At 65.9% G+C, this 16935-nt stretch carries 18 protein-coding genes; 5 read left to right on the top strand and 13 right to left on the bottom strand.

The window, feature by feature from the left end; all coding sequences use genetic code 11:
- The 3 genes from VIK36_RS06395 to VIK36_RS06385 all read right to left on the bottom strand — a co-directional run bounded on the left by VIK36_RS06395 (window position 1) and on the right by VIK36_RS06385 (window position 3012).
- On the bottom strand, window positions 1–435 hold the full coding sequence (locus VIK36_RS06395; RefSeq protein ID WP_255174843.1) for a MarR family winged helix-turn-helix transcriptional regulator: 435 nt from the start codon (window positions 433–435) through the stop codon (window positions 1–3).
- A gap of 128 nt (window positions 436–563) precedes the next feature.
- Window positions 564–1781, bottom strand: a complete 1218-nt coding sequence (locus VIK36_RS06390; protein ID WP_255174842.1) for an amidohydrolase — start codon at window positions 1779–1781, stop codon at window positions 564–566.
- A gap of 97 nt (window positions 1782–1878) precedes the next feature.
- A complete protein-coding gene (locus tag VIK36_RS06385) occupies window positions 1879–3012 on the bottom strand; it encodes a mannose-1-phosphate guanylyltransferase (RefSeq protein WP_159632567.1) in 1134 nt (377 codons plus the stop codon).
- 275 nt (window positions 3013–3287) lie between these two features.
- Between VIK36_RS06385 and sdhC the strand changes: the two genes are divergently transcribed.
- From sdhC to VIK36_RS06360, 5 genes are all read left to right on the top strand, one after another.
- Entirely contained in the window at window positions 3288–3668 is a 381-nt protein-coding gene (gene sdhC / locus VIK36_RS06380) for a succinate dehydrogenase, cytochrome b556 subunit (RefSeq protein ID WP_081620212.1), read from the top strand.
- 3 nt (window positions 3669–3671) lie between these two features.
- The gene (locus tag VIK36_RS06375; RefSeq protein WP_142130710.1) at window positions 3672–4133 is read left to right on the top strand and encodes a succinate dehydrogenase hydrophobic membrane anchor subunit; all 462 of its coding nucleotides are present in this window, start codon (window positions 3672–3674) and stop codon (window positions 4131–4133) included.
- Between the two features lie 108 nt (window positions 4134–4241).
- Window positions 4242–6041 carry a succinate dehydrogenase flavoprotein subunit gene (gene sdhA, locus VIK36_RS06370; RefSeq protein WP_159632569.1) on the top strand — a complete coding sequence of 600 codons (1800 nt, stop codon included), beginning with the start codon at window positions 4242–4244 and terminating at the stop codon, window positions 6039–6041.
- A 1-nt stretch (window position 6042) separates the two neighbouring features.
- A complete protein-coding gene (locus VIK36_RS06365; RefSeq protein ID WP_255174839.1) occupies window positions 6043–6825 on the top strand; it encodes a succinate dehydrogenase iron-sulfur subunit in 783 nt (260 codons plus the stop codon).
- Between the two features lie 177 nt (window positions 6826–7002).
- Window positions 7003–7779 carry an alpha/beta hydrolase gene (locus VIK36_RS06360; protein ID WP_324644543.1) on the top strand — a complete coding sequence of 259 codons (777 nt, stop codon included), beginning with the start codon at window positions 7003–7005 and terminating at the stop codon, window positions 7777–7779.
- Between the two features lie 21 nt (window positions 7780–7800).
- Here the strand turns inward: VIK36_RS06360 and VIK36_RS06355 are convergent, their stop codons facing one another.
- The 10 genes from VIK36_RS06355 to glyA all read right to left on the bottom strand — a co-directional run bounded on the left by VIK36_RS06355 (window position 7801) and on the right by glyA (window position 16759).
- The gene (locus VIK36_RS06355; protein ID WP_324645227.1) at window positions 7801–8775 is read right to left on the bottom strand and encodes a YihY/virulence factor BrkB family protein; all 975 of its coding nucleotides are present in this window, start codon (window positions 8773–8775) and stop codon (window positions 7801–7803) included.
- 58 nt (window positions 8776–8833) lie between these two features.
- Window positions 8834–9538 carry a 2'-5' RNA ligase family protein gene (locus VIK36_RS06350; protein WP_324644542.1) on the bottom strand — a complete coding sequence of 235 codons (705 nt, stop codon included), beginning with the start codon at window positions 9536–9538 and terminating at the stop codon, window positions 8834–8836.
- Window positions 9539–9542: 4 nt separating this feature from the next.
- A complete protein-coding gene (gene trpS, locus VIK36_RS06345; RefSeq protein ID WP_255174837.1) occupies window positions 9543–10586 on the bottom strand; it encodes a tryptophan--tRNA ligase in 1044 nt (347 codons plus the stop codon).
- Between the two features lie 16 nt (window positions 10587–10602).
- The gene (locus tag VIK36_RS06340) at window positions 10603–11436 is read right to left on the bottom strand and encodes an exodeoxyribonuclease III (RefSeq protein ID WP_324644541.1); all 834 of its coding nucleotides are present in this window, start codon (window positions 11434–11436) and stop codon (window positions 10603–10605) included.
- Between the two features lie 10 nt (window positions 11437–11446).
- Entirely contained in the window at window positions 11447–12010 is a 564-nt protein-coding gene (locus VIK36_RS06335; RefSeq protein WP_255174835.1) for a hypothetical protein, read from the bottom strand.
- A gap of 75 nt (window positions 12011–12085) precedes the next feature.
- Complete coding sequence (locus VIK36_RS06330) at window positions 12086–12418, bottom strand: hypothetical protein (RefSeq protein ID WP_324644540.1); 333 nt, start codon at window positions 12416–12418, stop codon at window positions 12086–12088.
- A gap of 150 nt (window positions 12419–12568) precedes the next feature.
- On the bottom strand, window positions 12569–13234 hold the full coding sequence (locus VIK36_RS06325) for a response regulator transcription factor (protein ID WP_324644539.1): 666 nt from the start codon (window positions 13232–13234) through the stop codon (window positions 12569–12571).
- A complete protein-coding gene (locus VIK36_RS06320; protein ID WP_324644538.1) occupies window positions 13231–14367 on the bottom strand; it encodes a sensor histidine kinase in 1137 nt (378 codons plus the stop codon). The genes VIK36_RS06325 and VIK36_RS06320 overlap by 4 nt, the downstream gene beginning before the upstream one ends.
- Window positions 14368–14554: 187 nt before the next feature.
- A complete protein-coding gene (locus VIK36_RS06315; RefSeq protein ID WP_324644537.1) occupies window positions 14555–15457 on the bottom strand; it encodes a bifunctional methylenetetrahydrofolate dehydrogenase/methenyltetrahydrofolate cyclohydrolase in 903 nt (300 codons plus the stop codon).
- Window positions 15458–15460: 3 nt separating this feature from the next.
- A complete protein-coding gene (gene glyA / locus VIK36_RS06310; RefSeq protein WP_159632581.1) occupies window positions 15461–16759 on the bottom strand; it encodes a serine hydroxymethyltransferase in 1299 nt (432 codons plus the stop codon).
- Window positions 16760–16935: the final 176 nt, after the last annotated feature.

Genomic DNA, 16935 nt, shown 5'->3' with positions numbered 1-16935 from the left:
TCAGAGTGATTCATGCAGCGCGGCCGTGAGCTTGCCCAGGGTGGTCCGCAGCCGTTCGAGTTCATCCAGCGAGAGCCCTGCGGCGTCGGCCAGCCGCTGCGGGATGGCGCTGGCCGGGCCGCTGAGGCTTCGCCCGGCGGGGGTCAGGTGGATGGCGACGCGGCGCTCATCCTCGCCGGACCGCCGGCGTTCCACGAACCCGAGGGCTTCCAAACGCTTGAGCAGGGGCGACAGGGTGCCTGAGTCAAGGCCGAGTTCCCCGCCGAGTTCCTTGACTCCCCGGGGTTCGCTTTCCCACAGCACGAGCATGACCAAATACTGCGGGTAGGTGAGGCCCAGCTCGTCCAGGACCGGCCGGTAGACGGCGGTGGCGGCCCGGGACGCCGAATAGAGCGCAAAACATACTTGCCGGTCCAGGCGGGGAGCTTCGGTCATGAAACTACCATAACGCACAACTAAGTTGTGCACAACTTACCGCAACGCGAACCGCCCTCGGTTGAACCACCGTCGTGCTTTCCCGCCGCCGGATCCGCACCTCCCGGCCGGCCCCCGGCGGGACGGGGCTAGGAAAGGGGCGCCTGCTCCAGGTCCCGGATGGTGCGCAGGGCTGCTGCCGTGAGCACCCGGATGCCCAGGCCCAGGGACCGTTCGTCCAGGATGTAGTCGCCGCGGTGCAGGTCGTAGTCCTCGCCGCCGGGCGTTTTGGTGCCCAGCCGCATCATCGCGCCGGGAAGTTCGGCCAGGAACCAGGCGAAGTCCTCGCCGCCCATGGACTGGGGTGTCAGCACCACGGCGCTTTCCCCGATCTCGGCGCGGGCAGCGGCCTCGATGATCGCCGTCTCATGCTCGGAGTTCACCACCGGCGGCACTCCCCTGGTGTGTTCAAGGTGGACGTCAACGCCGTAGGGCGCGGCCACCTGGTGCACCACCTCGTCGAGCAGTTCACCGGCGGCATGCCAGGCGTCCCGGTCCAGGCAGCGCATGGTTCCCGCCATGTAGCCGCTGCCGGGGATCGCGTTGGGCGCCGAGCCTGCGGTGATCTGGCCCCACACCACGGAAACGCCGCTGCGGACGTCCACCCTGCGGGACAGCACGGCCGGGACGTTGACGGCAATCTGCGCCAGCGCGAACACGAGGTCCTCAGTGAGGTGCGGGCGGGAGGTGTGGCCGCCGCGCCCGGACAGTTCGATCCGGATGGTGTCCGAGGCGGACGTGATGGCACCGATTCTGGTGCCCACCTTGCCCACTTCGATCCGCGGGTCGCAGTGGAGGGCGAGGATCCGGGGTACGCCGTCCAGGACACCCTGTTCGATACAGGCATGCGCGCCGCCGGGCATGGTCTCCTCGGCGGGCTGGAAGATGATCCGGACGGTGGCGCCGAGGGGTGCTTCCTGATGCATCCGGTGCAGGACCAGGGCAATGCCCAGCATGGTGGTGGTGTGCACATCATGGCCGCAGGCGTGGGTCACGCCGTGGTTCTTCGACGCGAACGGCAGGCCCGTCTCCTCGATGATGGGCAGGGCGTCGATGTCACCGCGCAGGGCTGTTGCGATGGGTCCTTCGCCTACGTCCACCGTCAGGCCGGTGCCTTCCAGGCGGCGGGGGCTCAGGCCTGCGGCTTCGAGCCGCTCGGCGAGCTTGTCCGTGGTGCGGAACTCCTTGAAGGACAGCTCCGGGTGCGCATGCAGGTCCCTGCGGAATTCGAGCAGTTCCGGCAGGAGCGGTTCAAGCCAGGGAGCCACCAGGGCGGTGGGCTCGGCTTCAGTAGTGTAGTTGCGCACTGTTTCACTCTAGCGAGGGTGGCGGCATTAGCGCCCATTCGCTGAGCCGCATTACATCCCGGCCCTGCCGGCACGTGGAGTGCCGGCAGGTTCCCGGTCAGAGGACGTCCGTGTCCCCGCTCGCCTTAAGGGCGTCCACGGCAGCCTTCACGCGCTGGGAATTGGCCATGGTGGTCACCAGAAGGGCGTCCGGGGTGTCCACGATGACAACGTCCTGGATTCCGATCAGGGCGATGACACGCTTGGTGTCGGTGACAACAACGCCGCTGGAGTTCTCGGTGAACACGCGGGCGCCTTCACCGAGAACGGTGACGTCGTCCACTTCCTTGGCGCTGTTGAGGCGGCCGACCGAGGCGAAGTCGCCGACGTCGTCCCAGCGGAAGGAACCGGGCACGACGGCGACGTCCCCGGCTTCGGCGGCGGGTTCGGCCACCGCGTAATCAATGGCGATCTTGGGCAGGGTGGGCCAGATGCGGGCAGTGACCTCGTCACGCTGGGGGGTGTCCCAGGCACGGGCGATTTCCTGCAGGCCCTGGAACAGTTCGGGCTGGTTGGCCTCGAGGTGCTTGAGCATCAGCGACACGGGCGCCACGAACATGCCGGCGTTCCATACGTAGTCGCCGCTGTCCACGTACTGCTGGGCCACCGTCTCGTCCGGCTTTTCGACGAACTCCACAACGTCGTGGGCGCTGGGGGCGCCTTCAATGTGGAGGGCCTTGCCGGAACGGATGTAACCGAAACCGGTGGACGGGTGGGTGGGCTTGATGCCGATGGTCACGATCTTACCGGCAGCAGCGGTATGGATGGCTTCCCGGACTGCCTCCTGGAAGAGGTTGTCCGGGCTGATCACCTGGTCGGCGGCGAAGGAACCCATGATGGTGTCGGGATCGCGTTCGTGCAGGATTGCCGCCGCAAGGCCGATTGCCGCACCGGAGTCCTTGGGCTCAGACTCCAGGACAAGGTCGGAGTCACGCACCTCGGGAAGCTGGCGGCACACGGCTTCACGGTGCGCCTGGCCGGTCACCACCAGCATCCGGTTGCCCGCGAGCGGATGCAGCCGGTCGTAGGTGGCGCGCAGCAACGTGCTGCCCGATCCGGTGAGGTCGTGAAGGAACTTGGGAGCTGCTGCTCGTGACAGAGGCCAGAGGCGGGTCCCCACTCCGCCTGCCGGAATCACCGCAATGAAGCGGTCAAGGGGTGAAGCCGGGCTTGTCACTTTGTCTGTACTCATCACGGCTACTTTAGCTGAAGGGCCGCGCGCGGCTCCTGTGGCGGCGCACGTGCCCGCGTTTTGGCCTCTGCCCCGGCCTCCGGGCCAGCACGGATGTGGTGTTTGTCTCATTTCCCCGCAAAATCCGCTCCAGCGCTGGGCACCAACAATCGTCTAAATTGAATAAGCTGTTAGCGAAGCCTAGATTTAGGCCTGAGCTACGAGTGCTCTCACAGCAGGCGTTCCCCCCGCATGGATCTCATGCCAGCGCCGCTGTGTTGCAGGGAGGTTTATCAGTGCCGACAAAACCAGCTGGCACCTTGTACCGCGGCCGTGAAGGCATGTGGTCCTGGGTAGGACACCGTATTACCGGTGTAGTGATCTTTTTCTTCTTGTTGGTCCACGTCCTGGACACCTCCTTGGTGCGTGTGTCACCGGAGGCCTACACCGCCGTGATCGGCGCCTACAAGAATCCGCTGATGGCGCTGGGTGAGACCGGACTAGTGGCTGCCATCGTTTTCCACGCCTTCAACGGCCTGCGGATCATCGCGGTCGACTTCTGGAAGAAGGGCGCCAAGTACCAGCGGCAGATGCTGTGGGCAGTCCTGGCCCTCTGGGTCGTGACCATGGTCGCCTTCTCCATCCGCCACCTGTCCCTCGCCCTCGGAGGTCACTAAGCCATGACTGCAACCATCGAGAGCCCCCGCAGCGGCCGGATCGCTCCCCAGTACCGCCGCAGCGGCGGTTCCAAGGGCAACTTCGAGATGATCGCCTGGCTGTTCATGCGCCTTTCCGGCGTGGTGCTGGTGGTCCTCATCTTCGGCCACCTGTTCGTGAACCTCATGGTCGGCGAAGGCATCCACGCCATTGACTTCGGCTTCGTGGCCGGCAAGTGGGCCGACCCGTTCTGGCAGTTCTGGGACCTGGCCATGCTGTGGCTGGCCATGCTGCACGGCACCAACGGCGTGCGGACCATCATCAACGACTACGCCGAGAAGACGTCCACCCGCCGCTGGCTGAAGACCGTTCTCTACGCGGCCGCTGTGGTCATCATCCTCCTGGGCACCCTGGTCATCTTCACCTTCAACCCGTGCCCCGTAGTGAACGGCGTTGCCCTTCCGGGTGGCTTCTGCCCTGCCTAGCACTGGCACGACCCTGGGCCCGCGGGCTTGTCCGCGGGCCCTGTTTTGCGGAGCAGGCAAAGCCGCCCCGTTGTTTTATAGCGAATTTTGAGAGAAAGAGCGTCTGGTATGCAGGTCCATAAGTACGACGTCGTCATCGTCGGTGCCGGTGGCGCTGGCATGCGCGCCGCGATCGAGTCCGGTCAGCGCGCGCGCACAGCAGTACTGACCAAGCTCTACCCCACCCGCTCGCACACGGGTGCGGCGCAGGGTGGCATGTGTGCAGCCCTTGCCAATGTCGAGGAAGACAACTGGGAATGGCACACCTTCGACACCGTCAAGGGCGGCGACTACCTGGTTGACCAGGACGCCGCCGAGGTCATGGCCAAGGAAGCCATCGACGCCGTGCTGGACCTGGAAAAGATGGGCCTGCCCTTCAACCGCACGCCCGAGGGCCGCATCGACCAGCGCCGCTTCGGCGGCCACACCCGTGACCACGGCAAGGCTCCCGTCCGCCGTGCATGCTACGCCGCGGACCGTACCGGCCACATGATCCTGCAGACCCTGTACCAAAACTGCGTCAAGCACAACGTTGAGTTCTACAACGAGTACTACGTCCTGGACCTGCTGACGGTTGAAGAGGACGCTGTCCGCGAAGACGGCACTGCCTACAAGCAGAAGCGCGTGGCCGGCGTCGTCTCCTACGACCTCGCCTCCGGTGAACTGCATGTGTTCCAGGCAAAGTCCGTGGTGTTCGCCTCCGGTGGCGCCGGCAAGGTCTTCAAGACCACGTCCAACGCCCACACCCTGACCGGTGACGGCATGGGCATCGCCTTCCGCCGCGGCATCCCGCTGGAAGACATGGAGTTCTTCCAGTTCCACCCGACAGGCCTGGCCGGCCTGGGCATTCTGCTGTCCGAGGCCGCCCGCGGTGAAGGTGCAATCCTCCGCAACTCCGAGGGTGAGCGCTTCATGGAGCGCTACGCCCCCACCATCAAGGACCTGGCGCCGCGTGACATCGTGGCCCGTTCCATGGCCAATGAGGTGCGCGAAGGCCGCGGCTGCGGCCCGAACAAGGATTACGTCCTCCTGGACCTGACCCACCTGGAGCCGGCGCACATCGACGCCAAGCTCCCGGACATCACCGAGTTCGCCCGCACCTACCTTGGCGTGGAACCGTACACCGAGCCGGTGCCGGTGTTCCCCACCGCGCACTACGCCATGGGCGGCATTCCCACGAACATCCAGACCGAGGTCCTGCAGGACAACGACACCGTGATCCCCGGCCTCTACGCCGCTGGTGAAGTTGCCTGCGTCTCCGTCCACGGCTCCAACCGCCTGGGCACCAACTCGCTGCTGGACATCAACGTCTTCGGAAAGCGCGCAGGCATTGCCGCCGCGGAGTACGCAAAGACCGCGCCGTACGTGGAGCTGCCGGAGAACCCGCTGGCCTACACCACCGAGCTGCTGGACATTGCCCGCAACGGCACCGGCGATGAGAAAGTAGCCCAGATCCGCAAGGAACTGCAGGACACGATGGACGCGAACATGCAGGTGTTCCGTACGGCAGACACCCTGAACCAGGTGCTGCGCGACATCGAATCCTTCGAGGAGCGGTACAAGCGCATCAACGTCCAGGACAAGGGCAAGCGCTTCAACCTGGACCTGCTCGAGGCCGTTGAGCTCGGCTTCCTGCTGGAACTGGCCAAGGTCATGACCGTGGCCGCCCTGCACCGCGAGGAATCCCGCGGCGGACACTTCCGCGAGGACTTCCCCGAGCGTGACGACGAGAAATTCATGAAGCACTCCATGGCGTACAAGGATGACCACGCGCCGGCTGACGGATCGGCGGAATCAATCGCCGGTATCCGCCTCGCCACCAAACCGGTCGTCTTTACCCGCTACGAGCCGATGGTGAGGAAGTACTAGGATGAGCACCGAAATCGCTGAGCCAGCCTCAAAGGTTGAACTGCCCGCCGGCGTCGGCGGCGGAGGCGAGATCCCCACGTTCGACGTCCACCTGCGGGTCCGCCGGTACAACCCGGAGGTTTCCGAGGAAGCCACCTGGGACGATTTCCACCTGACCATGTACGGAACGGACCGTGTCCTGGACGCCCTGCACAAGGTGAAGTGGGAGACGGACGGCACCCTGTCATTCCGCCGTTCCTGCGCCCACGGCGTGTGCGGCTCGGATGCCATGCGCATCAACGGCCGCAACCGCCTTGCCTGCAAGACCCTGTTGAAGGACCTGGACACGTCCAAGCCCATCACGGTGGAGCCCATCAAGGGCCTGCCGGTGGAAAAGGACCTGATCGTGGACATGGAGCCCTTCTTCCAGTCGTACCGCGAAGTCATGCCCTTCCTGATCAACAAGGGCCACGAGCCCACCCGGGAGCGCCTGCAGTCCGCCGAGGACCGTGAGCGCTTCGATGACACCACCAAGTGCATCCTGTGTGCTGCGTGCACGTCCTCCTGCCCCGTGTTCTGGACCGACGGGCAGTACTTCGGCCCGGCCGCCATCGTGAACGCGCACCGCTTCATCTTCGACTCCCGCGATGATGCCGGCGACATGCGCCTGGAGATCCTCAACGACAAGGAAGGCGTGTGGCGCTGCCGCACCACCTTCAACTGCTCCGAAGCGTGCCCCCGCGGCATCCAGGTCACGCAGGCTATCGCCGAGGTCAAGCAGGCCATCCTGGCCCGCAGGATCTAGGCGCGTTCAACAACAGATACAACGGCCGACGGCGTCACTCACCACACGTGGTGGAGGGCGCCGTCGTCGTTCCAGCACTTAAGCACCCCGGATGCTCTATCAGCTTTGGTCCCTAAGCCGGGGGTTTAGGGACCACAAGTGATAGAACAAACTGTCCGGCCGCAGAAAGGGTCCCCTTTGTCCCGCTCCGAAAAAGTGTCCTTTGCAGGTTCGACGGGCGAAATGCTGGCCGGCATCATTGATGTTCCCGAGGGCCCGGTCAAGGGCTGGGGAGTCTTTTCCCACGGCTTTACCCTGGGCAAGGACAGCCCCTCCGCGGCACGGATGTGCAAGGCCCTGGCTGACAGCGGCATCGGCATGCTGCGTTTCGACAACGTTGGCCTGGGCGGCTCCGCCGGGGAATGGTCTGCCGGATCCTTCAGCCACAAGGTGGCGGACACGGTGAAGGCGGCGGAATTCATGCGCAGCGAGGGGAAGGAAATCTCGCTGCTGGTGGGCCATTCGTTCGGCGGCGCTGCGGTCCTTGCCGCTGCCCGGGAGATTCCGGAACTGGACGCCGTTGCCACCGTGGGAGCGCCCTTCTCCCCCAAGCACGTAGCCCATGTGTTCGATGCCGCACTCGACCGGATCCTGAGTGAGGGCAGCGCCGAAGTGGACCTGGGCGGCAAGCGCGTGGAAATCCGCCGGCACTTCGTGGAGGACCTGGAGAACGCGGACCTGACTGACTGCATCAGGCAGCTGCACAAGCCGCTGATGGTGCTCCACTCCCCTACCGACAACACCGTAGGGATTGAGAATGCCAGCACCATCTTCCAGACCGCCCGCCACCCGCGGAACTTCGTCTCCCTGGAGGGAAGCGACCACCTCCTGACCGGCAAGGGCCAGGCCGCCCGGGCAGCGCGGATCATCGCTGCCTGGGCCGACCAGTACCTGAACGCAGGGAACGGCTCTTAGACGGCCGCTGGGCGATGCAGGTCAGGTCTGGGGCGTCGCCCGCCGCGCGCCGAGGATGGTTTTCCGCGGAGCTCCGCCGGATTCCAGGTCAGCCTCACGGATCGCCGACCACGCGGCTGAGACAAGGTAGACCTGGCTGACCAGGTTGAACCAGATCAGCAGGCCGATGATGATGGCGAAAGAGGCCAGGATTGGGTTCCGGCTGGCACCTGCCAGCAGCTCGGTGCTGAAGATCTGCAGAACGGTGGTGCCTACGGCGGCGAGGATGGTGCCTTCGAGCAGCGCCTGCCGGGACAGCTTGAGTCCGGCGGCGAGCCGGAACATGATCAGCGCTGTGACCCAGTTAAGAACCAGCGGAACCACGATCTTGACCGACGTGGTGAGGGGTCCGGCCACGGCGTCGCTAAGATGCAGGAAACCCACCACCCAGCCCGCCGCCGTGCCGAAGACAAGGGAGGCACCCGCGCTGATCACCAGGGCCAGCCCCAGCAGCAGGAGGGTTCCGGCATCGCGCAGCCTCACCAGGATGGGGTTGACCACGAGAGGAGGAAGTTGGAGGACGCCGCGCAGCCCGTCCCTCATCCCGTTGATCCAGCCCAGCGAGGTGATGATGGTAACCACGGCGGCAATAACCGCCGTCCAGCCGAGGCTCCCCGGGTTCAGGAGGTCCTTCGGGTCCACCAGTCCGTCCGCGTTGCCAACTTTCAGGAGGCCCGGGGCGCTATGCGCCACCGTGGCAACAATGGTGTCAAGGAGGGCCGGCTGCCCGCTGAGGACAAGCCCGGCTATCGAAAAACCGGTGGTGAGGAGGCCGGTGATGGAGAAGAACATCCGGAAGCCAATCCCGGCGCTCAGCAGGGGCCCGTGCTGGCGGTTGTAGTGCTGGAAAGCCCGCATGGGGCGCAAGGTGTTGAGTTTGGCCAGCAGCAACTGGACCAGTGCCATCAGGCCCGGCACCACGCCGCCGCCCGCTCTCCTGGCTTTCCCCCATTCCATCCGCTTCTGGATGACGGCCAGCTCCAGCTGGGCGTGCTCGGTGGGCAGCGGCTGCCGGTCAGCCGCTTTCGGTTGTGGTGTCCGCGGCAGCGTCCGTGAAGCTGGTGCCGGCGTGGTTGTCAGTTTCGGTCCCAAAGTCCAGCTCTTCCCGTAGCTGCCAGATGCCGTCGGCATCATGCTCATAGAGTCCCATGCTAACCACGGGGAAGGTGGCCCTGTAGTTCTTCAGCACCGTTTCGGCTTCATCCAGGCTTTCAGGGGCGACATCATGGGCGATGGTGACGTGGGGATGGTAGGCAAAGGGCAGTTCGCGGTGAAGGGGACCCTGCTGCAGCTTGCGGTGCAGGTCCACGCACTCCTCGAAGCCGTCCTCCACGTTGATGAACACCACCGGCGAAACCGGCCGGAAAGTTCCGGTTCCGGCGATGGTCACCATGAAGGGGCTCTGGCAGCGGGCCACCTCGCGGACATGCCGGAGCGTGGCCTCCCAGTCCTGGGTGGGAGTAGTGGTGACCAGCGTGATGTGCGCGGGCACCACCCCGGCCAGGGGATCGCCAAAGGACGCGCGCCAGCGCTGCAGTTCGTCAGCTATCTCGGCGGGGAAGCCCAGGATGACGCCCACACTGATTTCGTCGCTGCGGGCAACTTCATGGTCCGTTGCCGCGTTGTGGCCGGACTGGTCTTCGAAGCGGTCGGCCAGGGACCGCTCCGCCTGGCCGGCGGAGAAGGCACCTCCCCTGGCGGTGACGTTTCTCGAAGACATGGCGCTAGCGGACTCCTGCGAGGCTGAGGGACGGCAGGAAACCCATACGCTGGTACACCTGGCCCAACGTGACAGAGGCAATTTCCCGGGCCCGTTCCGCACCGAGGGCCAGCAGCCGGTCAAGCTCGGCGGGATCAGCCATCAACTCGTTGGTCCGGTTGCGGAGCGGAGTGATGAAGTCCACCACCACCTCCGCAAGGTCCACCTTGAGGTGGCCGTACATCTTCCCCTGGTACTCGGCTTCGAGCTCCGCCACCGACTTCCCGGTCAGGGAAGAGTAGATGGTCAGCAGGTTGGAGACCCCGGGCTTCTCCTCGGCGTCGAAGCGGATGTCCGTGCCTGCGTCCGTCACTGCCGACTTAATGCGTTTGGCGGCGATCTTGGGATCCTCCAGCAACTGGATGGCACCGTTGGGGGACTCCCCCGTCTTGGACATCTTGGCGCTGGGGTTCTGGAGGTCGTAAATCTTGGCGCTTTCCTTGACGATTGTCGCCTCGGGAACCGTGAACGTGTGGCCAAACCGGGTGTTGAAACGCTGCGCGAGGTTCCGGGTCAGTTCCAGGTGCTGCCGCTGGTCCTCGCCCACCGGCACCAGATCGCTCTGGTAAAGGAGGATATCCGCAGCCATCAGCGTGGGGTAGGCGAAAAGGCCCAGCGTTGCGGCGTCAGCGCCCGACTTCTGGGTCTTGTCCTTGAACTGCGTCATCCGGGACGCCTCACCGAAACCGGTGATGCAGTTCAGCGCCCAGGCAAGCTGTGCGTGCTCCGGGACATGGGACTGGACAAAGAAGATGCTCTTGTCCGGGTCGATGCCGGCGGCGATGTACTGCGCCGCCACAATGCGGGTGCGCTTGGCCAGTTCGGCGGGATCGAAATCCACCGTGATGGCATGCAGGTCCGGGATGAAGAAGACGGCGTCGTATTCCGCCTGCATGTCCACCCAATTGCGCACGGCGCCGATGTAATTGCCCAGGTGCAGGGAATCCGCAGTGGGCTTGGCGCCGGAAAGGATGCGCTTCTTGGCAGTGGAGGAAGTCTGGGTGGTCATGGAAAAACTTTCGGGCTTAGAGCTGGTAGTCCACTACCAGCGGGGCGTGATCGGAGAAGCGGGTATCCCACGAGGCTGCACGGTCAACAACGGCCGAAATGGCGGACGCTGCCAGTCCGGGGGTGGCCATGTGGTAGTCGATGCGCCACCCGGTGTCGTTGTCGAACGCCTTGCCGCGCCAGGACCACCACGTGTACGGCCCGTCGACGTCGCCGGCAAGGTTCCGGTGGACGTCATGCCAGCCGATTTCCTCACCAAAGAAACGGTCGAAGTAGGCGCGTTCCTCCGGCAGGTGGCCGGCCTTCTTGAGGTTGCCCTTGGAGTTCCTGATGTCCCGGGGCGTGTGGGCGACGTTCAGGTCCCCCACCACCAGCGCGTGGTCGCTGTGCTTGGTCAGCTCCGGAAGCCGCGTGCTCATGACGTCAAGGAAGCGGTACTTGTCGTCCTGCTTGGGAGTCCCTACCTCGCCGGAGTGCACGTAGGCGCTGGCAACGGTGAGCTGGACGGGGTTCCCCGCAGCGTCAGGTATGCGGAAATCAGCCTCCACCCAGCGCCCGGCCGTGGCGAAGTAGTCATCCCCAATGCCGTTCCTGGTTTCGAGCGGCTCCTGGCGGGAGGCGATGGCGACGCCGGCACGGCCTTTTGCTTCCGCCTCGGCGTGCAGGATATGCCAGCCTTCCCCGAGCAGCTCCCGGACGACGGCGTCAGGGGCGCGCACTTCCTGCAGGCAGAGGATGTCCACTTCGCGCGGCTCCAGCCACGCCGCCATGCCGTTTTTGTAGGCAGCCCGGAGGCCGTTGACGTTGACTGATGCGATGCGAAGGTGGTCCTTGTTCAATGCCGAGCTCACCCGCTCCACTCTAGTCGATGATGGTTCCGGTCACCGGCTCTCCGCTGCCGCCGGAGGACTTGATCATGTCCCTGGCATTGGTGGCCGTGATCTCGATGGTCTCGAGCGCGCGGTTGATGGTGTCCTGGTTGGCGGCGGCGCCTTTGGCCCGTTCCTCTTCCACTACGCGGATCTGTACCTGGACGATTTTGAAGGAGTGGTCCAGTTTCAGGTCGCGCACTTCGTCGGCCTCGGTGCGTTCGTACACCACCCGGGTGCCCCCATGATCGGCCGATGCCTGCACCGGGGCGCGGCCGGTTGCGGTGTGGAAGGCGCTTTGTGCCTCGGACAGCTTGGCACCGGCTTTTTTGGCGGCCCGTTGGATGCTGAAGACCACGAAGGCGGCCAGTGCCAGCCAGAACGCGGCGATGACGGCAACAACCCAGCCCACGACGTCGTTCTGGTTGGCGGCGAAGATGACGGCCACAATGAACGCCGTCACCAGGACCATCAGGCCGGGCCCGCTGATCCGGAACATCGAAAAACCGGCCCTGGCGGGTTTGGCGGATGACGAGGAGCTGCCCAAAGTTCGCATGGAGCTATTGTCTCAAACGCCGGCCTGTGCTTCGGCCGCCTTCCACCGCCGGCGAACAGCTCCGGGCGGGCCGGGTCACTTCTGCCGCCGGTCCCCGCTGCGCAGGACCTCCATCCGTTGCCGGTACTCGGTCTCGTCAACCTCGCCCCGGGCATAGCGCTCACGCAGCACTCCTTCGGCCCCCTGGGCGGCTGCCCAGTGCTGGTTGCGGCGCCAGGTCCTGCGGGCCACGAAGATGAACAGCGCGATGACCAGGATCCAGAAGAGCGGGAACAACAGGAACCAGGGGGAAAAGGCACCGTGCCAGGGTCCGTAGACGACCGTATCGGCCGGCACCTGCGCAGCCGCGGACAGGGGCGCAGTGGACAGTGCCGTGGTGGACAGTGCGGTGGTCAGTGAAGCCAACATTTTTTGTTCTCCAGACTCTCTTAACCGGCCGGGGACCCGGCCTTGTATCGAGTCGTTGCCGCACCCCGGCCGTGGCGTCCGGCGGCGGGAGTCACCTGCACCGGGCCGCGTACTCCCCGGGGAGTCCCGCTGCTGCTTCCCGTACCGGACTCAGCCTGCCCAGCCGGGCCGGACCAGGCCGGATTCGTAGGCCAGCATCACCAGCTGCGCCCTGTCCCTGACCATCAGCTTCGCCATGATCCGAGACACATGCGTCTTGGCCGTGAGCGGAGTGATGAACAGGCGACCGGCGATTTCCGCATTGTTCAAACCCTCCCCCACAAGCTGGAGGACTTCCCGCTCCCGGTCGGTGATGCGGTCCAGTGCCACCGGCGGTTCCGCGGCGCGGGAGTGCCGCGCCAGCTGGGCCATGATCCGCCGCGTGACCGAGGGCGACAGCAGCGCATCGCCGTCGTGCACAATGCGGACTGCACGCAGCAGCTCGGCCGGTTCAGTGTCCTTGACCAGGAAACCGGCAGCCCCTGCCCGCACCGCCTCGGCGATGTAGTCATCCAGCTCGAAGGTGGTGAGTATGACCACCCGGGTACTTGGCAGCGCCGAGTCGGAGAGGATTTGCCGTGTTGCCTCCAGGCCGTCACCGTCCGGCATGCGGATATCCATCAGGACCACGTCGGGATGCCACTGGCGGGCCAGCCGCACCGCGTCGCGCCCGGTCCCGCATTCGGCCACGACCGTCATGTCGGCTTCGGCGTCCAGCAGCGCCCGGAAGCCCGCGCGGATCAGGTTCTGGTCATCGGCCAGCAGGATGCTGATCATCCTGGTTCCTGCCCTGCACCGGCGGCCAGAGGGAGGACCGCGCGGACCCGCCAGCCCGTACCGGACTGCTCCGGCCCCAGCTCAAGCCTGCCGCCCAAAGCTGCCACCCGCTCCCGCATGCCGGTGATGCCGTTGCCTTCGGGCGCTGTGCCGGCCCCGGCGCCGTCGTCGTCAATGGCCACCAGTAACTCCCCTTTCGCCGCGTGGATGGTGACTTGGGCCGTCCGCGCCCCGGAATGCCGGACCACATTGGTCAGGGCTTCCTGCACAATCCGGTACGCCGCTTCCTGCACTGCATAGGGAACGTGTTCCAGATGCGCGCCGGTCTGGAGCCGGACATCGAGCCCGGCCCGCCGCGCGTTGTCAACTATTTCCGGGACCCGGCCCAGGCTGGGCCGGCTGGTGGGGCTCAACGGCGCATCTTCCCGGAGCACGCCCAGCAGCTGGCGGACTTCAGCCAGTGATTCCCGGCTCGCTGCCTTGATGGTTTCCAGGGCAGGGCGGAGCTGCGCTGGATCCTTCTCGCCCAGGTGCAGCGCCACCGAGGCCCGGACATTGATCAGGGACAGCGAATGGGCCACCACGTCATGGATGTCCCGTGCCAGGGCAAGCCGGTATTCGTCGCGGGCAGCCTGCTCCGCCGCGGCCTCCTGGCGGCGCCGTTCGGCCACCCGTTCGCCGCGGAACCGCACCCCTTCCCCGATCAGGACCAGGATGGCCAGCCATGAGGACCCGGCGAAGGCGCGGACGAACGCCGCTTCATCGCCGCTGCGCGCGGCGGCAAAAAACAATGCCAGGATTCCCGCCGCGGCCCCCGACCATGCCACAGCGCGCTTTCCGGCCGCCGCCGTCAGGATCAGTGCCATCGCAAAGGACAGGACCACCGGGCCCCACGCGTAGCCCAGTGCAAGGTAGGCCGCGGTGGCCCCGGCGGCAACGGGCAGCATCACCAGCGGCGCGCGCCGGCGGAAAGCCAGCGCGGCCGGCCCCAGCAGCAGCAATGCCAGCGCCAGGGGGTCCAGCGGCGCGTGTCCGGGCTGCCGCACCGACGCGAACACCGACCCCGCCACCTGGATCACGGCGACCACCACCACGATGACGGCGGTGGGTGGTCCCCTGAAACGGCGCTGCATGGTCCGAGCCTATTCCCGCCGCAGGCTGCGAAAGTCGTCAGATGGGCGGCGTAGCGTCCCTACTCCCCCAGGAGTAGGTGCACGGCCTCGCCGGGCTTACCCAGCGCTGCGCTTAAATGGCCGACGGCGGCCCGGTACCTTCCATCGCGAAAGGTACCGTGCCGCCGTCGAGCGCTTTGGGCCGGGACTACTCCCCGACGCCTGCTGCGCGTTCCGCAGCCTCCACCACATTGGTCATCAGCAGCGCCACCGTCATGGGGCCCACCCCGCCCGGGTTCGGCGAGATCCAGCCCGCCACCTCGGCGGCGGCGGGATCGATGTCGCCATAGACGCGGCTCTTGCCGGTCTCCGGATCGGTCTCGCGGGTGACGCCGACGTCCAGCAGTGCAGCGCCCGGCTTCACGTCCGTGGCCTTGACGATGTGCTTCACGCCCGCTGCACCCACAATGACGTCCGCCTGCCGCAGCAGGTCCGACAGGTTGGTGGTGCCGGTGTGGGTCAAGGTCACGGTGGCGTTGACGTCCCGCCGCGTGAGCAGCAGGCCGATCGAGCGGCCGATCGTGACGCCGCGGCCCACCACTACAACGTGCTTGCCGGCCAGGCTGTACCCGTTGCGCTCCAGCAGCTCGATGACACCCCGCGGGGTGCACGGCAGCGGCGTGGTGATCTTGTTGTTGACGTTCAACACCAGCCGGCCAAGGTTGGTGGGGTGCAGCCCGTCCGCGTCCTTGGCCGGGTCGATCCGCTCCAGGATGGCGTCTGTGTCCAGATGCTTGGGCAGCGGCAACTGCACGATGTACCCGTGGCAGGAGGGGTCTGCATTGAGTTCATCAATGAGGGCCTCCACCTGTTCCTGGGTGGCGTCCGCCGGGAGCTCGCGCTGGATGGAGTTCATGCCGATCTGCACCGACTGCTTGTGCTTCATGGAGACATACAGCTGCGAGGCAGGGTCAGCGCCCACCAGCACAGTGGCGATGCCCGGAGTGACGCCCTTGGCCTTGAGTGCGGCCACGCGTTCGGTCAGCTCGGCCTTGATGGCAGCGGCGGTGGCCTTGCCGTCAAGGATCTGTGCGGTTGTGGTTTCAGTCATTGCTTACCACTGCTCGTGCTGCGGGTAGAGCGGGAAGTCGGCCGCCAGCTTGTCCACGCGGGCCTGGAGTGCCTCGACGTCGGCGCTGCTGCCTGCCTTGAGGGCGGTAGCGATGATCTCGGCAACCTCGGTGAACTCGTTGGCACCGAAGCCGCGGGTGGCCAGGGCCGGGGTGCCGATGCGCAGGCCGGAGGTGACCATCGGCGGGCGCGGATCGAACGGCACGGCGTTGCGGTTGACGGTGATGCCGACGGAGTGCAGGAGGTCCTCGGCCTGCTGGCCGTCCAGCTGCGAGTTGCGCAGGTCAACCAGCACCAGGTGCACGTCCGTGCCACCGGTGAGGACGGAGACGCCGGCTTCGGCGACATCGGCCTGGTTCAGGCGGTCGGCGATGATCCTGGCGCCTTCCAGGACGCGCTCCTGGCGCTCCTTGAATTCCTGGGTGCCGGCGATCTTGAAGGCCACGGCCTTGGCAGCGATGACGTGCATCAGCGGGCCGCCCTGCTGGCCGGGGAAGACGCTGGAGTTCAGCTTCTTGGCCCACTGTTCCTTCGCAAGGATCACGCCCGAGCGGGGACCGGCCAGGGTCTTGTGCACGGTGGAGGTGACGACGTCGGAGTGCGGCACCGGGCTGGGGTGCAGCCCGGCTGCCACCAGGCCGGCGAAGTGGGCCATGTCGGTCCAGAGGAGCGCACCCACTTCATCGGCGATGGAGCGGAAGGCGGCGAAGTCAAGGTGGCGCGGGTAGGCGGACCAGCCGGCAATGATCACCTGGGGCTTTTCGGCGATGGCCTGCTCGCGGAGCTTGTCCATGTCGATCCGGAAGTTGTCTTCCTCCACCTGGTAGGCAGCCACGTTGTACAGCTTGCCGGAGAAGTTCAGCTTCATGCCGTGCGTCAGGTGGCCGCCGTGGGCCAGGGACAGGCCCAGGATCTTGTCGCCGGGAGTGATCATGGCGGAGAGCGCGGCGGCGTTGGCCTGCGCACCGGAGTGCGGCTGGACGTTGGCGAACTCGGCACCGAACAGGGCCTTAACCCGGTCGATGGCCAGCTGCTCTGCAACGTCGACGTATTCGCAGCCACCGTAGTAGCGGCGGCCCGGGTAGCCCTCGGCGTACTTGTTGGTCAGGACCGAGCCCTGGGCCTCCATCACGGCGCGGGGCGCGAAGTTCTCGGAAGCAATCATTTCCAGGGTGCCGCGCTGGCGGCCCAGCTCCTGGTCAAGGACTGCGGCGATTTCGGGGTCAAGCTCAGCCAGCGGCTGGTTGCTGACGGCTGTGGTTGAGGTGGCTGTAGTAGTCACGAAGAACTCCTGGCTAGGGATACGGGCACTGCTTAGGTCAGGCTACCGGCTGGCGCGCTTTCGCACCGCGTTGATGACAGGGCGTGAAAGCCCGAACATGGTGCTGCTGTGCTGACGCAGGGGCAACCCCAATTCCGGCAAGACATGACCCTCGGCCCAGGCGTACGATCCGTGGT

Origin of the sequence: Pseudarthrobacter sp. LT1, assembly GCF_035621795.1 — a bacterium.
Lineage (GTDB): Bacteria > Actinomycetota > Actinomycetes > Actinomycetales > Micrococcaceae > Arthrobacter.
This window is presented reverse-complemented; position numbering and strand designations above follow the sequence as displayed.